Here is a 3,295-nt window from a genome sequence, read left to right as displayed (position 1 = left end):
TACCCGCGCTGGATCGTCAGCCCGAATTCCGTCAGCGGAACGCTGTTGTCCCCGTCATCGGTGCGGACGGTGCTGGCGATTTGCGCGATCTCTTCCACTGCATTGAACTCTCCGCCCGTCTTGACGGAATAGTGACCCGCTCGGGTGTCGAGTTCGCCGCCTGCCTGGATGATGTTTCGTTCCTGGGCCAGCGTTTCGAGCTGGGCGGTGGTCAGTCCGATCTGTGCCCAATTCGCCATCTCGGTCTCGATGTAGATCGCTTCCTCGCGTTCACCAAACATGTCGACTTTCGCAACGCCGGGCAACAACCGCAACGCGTCCTGCACGTCTTCGGCAAATCGTTCGAGTTCGCGTGGCGAGTATCGATCCTGGGGGCGGATGGTCTCTCGACCGCCCGAAGGGGTTTGGTGAACGGCCAGCACCAACACCGCGGTATCACCGAATTCATCGTTGACGATCGGACGCACGTCGGATGCAGGCATCGGAACCAAGTCGACGCGGGCGCGGACTTTGTCCCAGACGTTTTGAATCTTGTCCGGTGCGATGTTGTCTTCCAGTTCGACGAAGATCGTCGACCGGCCCGTCACCGTGGTCGATCGCGTCAGCTTGACTTCCTCGATACTGGCCAAGTCTTGTTCGATCTTGTCGGTGATCAGTTCTTCGACCGTGACGGCCGGGGCACCGGGCCAGGCGGTCGAGACGACACAGACGCGAATCGTGAATTCGGGGTCTTCGCGGCGCGGTATCGTCACGAAGGTGGCTGCCCCGATTGCCAGACCGAGCAGGACGAGCGAGAAGACGATCGGGCGATAGCGGACCGCAAGCGACGCAAGTGACCAGGATGGCAACGGTGGCGATGAATCAGACATGGCCTAGTTCGACTCCATCGCAACAGGCGACTGGCCGACGACGTTGACCGTTTGGCCGTCTCGCAACAAATGCACGCCGTCGCGAACCACCAGCATGCCTTCACTCAGCTTGGGTGATTGCACCTGCATCATGGACCCTTCGTCCAAGTTGTCACCGGGGACCAGCGTGACGGGAATCTCCTCGACGCGGCCGCTGCGGACGACAAACAGCGACGACTTGTCCGATGTCTTAAAGATCGCTTCGACCGGGACGTGAAACCCGAGTTCCGTGCCTTCTTCGGACAGGTCGATGTCGACCAGGTCACCGGGACGAAGCATCCACTGTGAACCGCCGTCCAGGACGACCGATTCTCCATCCCATTCCGGTCCGGGTGGTCGACCGTCTTCGAGTAATCCGACGTACAGCGAGTCCGGGTCGACGCTCTCGGGCTGGCCCTGCGAATCGACGAAGGTGATTGATTGAAACGACCAGTTGCCCAAGAACGGAATCAGCAAATCGTTCTTGACGATGCCCTGACGCCGCACCTTGAGGATCGGCGGCAGGACTTCATCATGCTTTGCGTTGGTCACCAGGTAAACGTAGTCGCCCGCCTCATCGTTGCGGATCGATTTTTCTTCGACCAGAATCACCCCTTGTTCCGTCCCCATCATCTGGTTCAGTCGGATCGGCCAAAGGTCTTCCGAACGCGCGACACGCCGCTCGTCGATCGGGCCGGCCACCTTGTCGGCAAACTTCTCATTGAGCATCAGCAGTGTCATGGTGAACGTTCGAGTGGTCGGGTCCGCACTCGGGTCGATGTTGTACACGAACGCCGTTGCTTGACGGGCCGAGCCGTCCGGTAACGCAAACGATGCCGGCAAACTGCGCCGCTTTCGCATCTTGCGAGACTGTGCCGCGGACAACTCGACTTCGACCTTGATCGGGTTGGTCATCTGCAGGGTCAACACGGGAGAACCGGCCGAGACCACGCTGCCGGGCACGACCGATACCTTCGAAATCTGACCCTGATAGGATCCGTACAGGACGGTGTTGTCCAGATCACGTTGGGCGTCTCGTAGCGCCTGTTTGGCCCGCTTGATTTGGGCGTCGGCAGACTTCAGTTGCGCCTGGGCTTGTTTCTTGCTGGCCGACAAGGAAAGCACTGCGGCGGATCGTGTGGCGACCAGGTTCTTGGCTTGCTCAAATTCGCTTTGCGACGCGGCGTTGCGTTCGGCCAGCTTTTCAATGCGATCGAATTCCGCTTTCGCCAACTCCAAATCCGCTTCCGCCGACTCGATCTGGGCGGGCAGCGATTCGTCCAGCCGAATCTCGATCTCCTCTTTCCCCAGCAACGCGACGTCCAAGTTCGCTTCCGCGGTCTGCAACGCGATTTCATAGCGGGCCGGCTCGATCTGCGCCAGCTTCGTGCCTTCCATGATGACTTTGGTTTTGTCCTTGGGATCAACCAGGCGACCGTCGATGTCTTCCCCCGGTTCAAGCACCCACTGGACGCGACCGGACACCTCGAACCCGAGGTCTTCGGTCTTCCACGATTTCACACTCCCCGAAGCGGAGTAGGAGGATTGGGGGATCGATTTGGATAGCGTCATCACCGTCACCGGCAACGGAGCTTTTTCCCGAGACGCGATCGTCGGTTCGCCGCAGCCGGTGGTCGACAGGACAAACCAGGCGAACGCCAGCCCCAGCCCCCACGCCCCGGTCCGAGCACGGACGCCCTGTTTTTCAACGCTCGTCACGGCAAGCCTCTTGAACACTCTCGTCTCCTGAGTCGGTTGATGGGGCACGCTGTCGCCTGCTGGCACGCTGGGAATCCTAGCGACCCCATTCCATTTAGTCGACCGGCGGTCCATTAAAAAGGCGCGGCGAAGTAGGCGGAGCTCGACGGGTTGGCGTCGGCGGCGGGGACGCGGTTTTCAAACGCCTTCGTCAGCCCCGGCCACGGAGGTCGTGCGGTTTTTAAAGTCACCCTCCTGGCAGGAGGGCCGAGCGAAGCGAGGGGCAGACGCATCAAGTGCAGAAGTCACCCTCCCGTGTGCGGGAGGGTCGAGCGCAGCGAGGGGAGGGTTTCCGCGGCCCCGCACCCACCAGTGCCGACAACGACGCCAAAGCACCCTCCCCGGGTCGTCGCAAACTTCTCCGCGACTCTCCCAGGGGGCATGCGTATCTACCCAAGTCGCTTTTTGCCCAAAGGGCATGGATACCCATAGCCTGGGGCAAGCAAACCGAGCATTTGCGAGGGCTGCGCCGCCCCAGGAACCGCATCGCAATGAGGTTCAATTTGGCCAACGGCCATGCACAACCTTCGCTGCGTGCAATCGGATTGGAACGTGTGGCGAGCTTCCCACCCGTCGGCCGGCAATGCGTTTGGCAAGCTGGAAGCTTACCCCACTCGGTGCTACGGCAGTCGGCGGAAGCGATTGGTTTG

The 3,295-nt window shown here is 60.8% G+C and carries 2 protein-coding genes; both read right to left on the bottom strand.

Translation table 11 applies throughout. The features are described 5' to 3' along the window. Nucleotides 1-869 (bottom strand): efflux RND transporter permease subunit (locus ABX749_RS26955; RefSeq protein WP_372898743.1); only part of this gene is annotated, 869 nt, incomplete at its 3' end. 3 nt (nucleotides 870-872) lie between these two features. Next, nucleotides 873-2,606, bottom strand: coding sequence for an efflux RND transporter periplasmic adaptor subunit (locus ABX749_RS26950; RefSeq protein WP_372898741.1), 1,734 nt, complete (start codon nucleotides 2,604-2,606; stop codon nucleotides 873-875). Between the last annotated feature and the right edge of the window lie 689 nt (nucleotides 2,607-3,295).

The organism is Stieleria sp. (genome assembly GCF_041595215.1).
In the GTDB taxonomy this organism is placed as follows: domain Bacteria; phylum Planctomycetota; class Planctomycetia; order Pirellulales; family Pirellulaceae; genus Stieleria; species Stieleria magnilauensis.
Note: the sequence above shows the minus strand (reverse complement) of the source record. Positions and strands in the feature narration are given on the sequence as shown.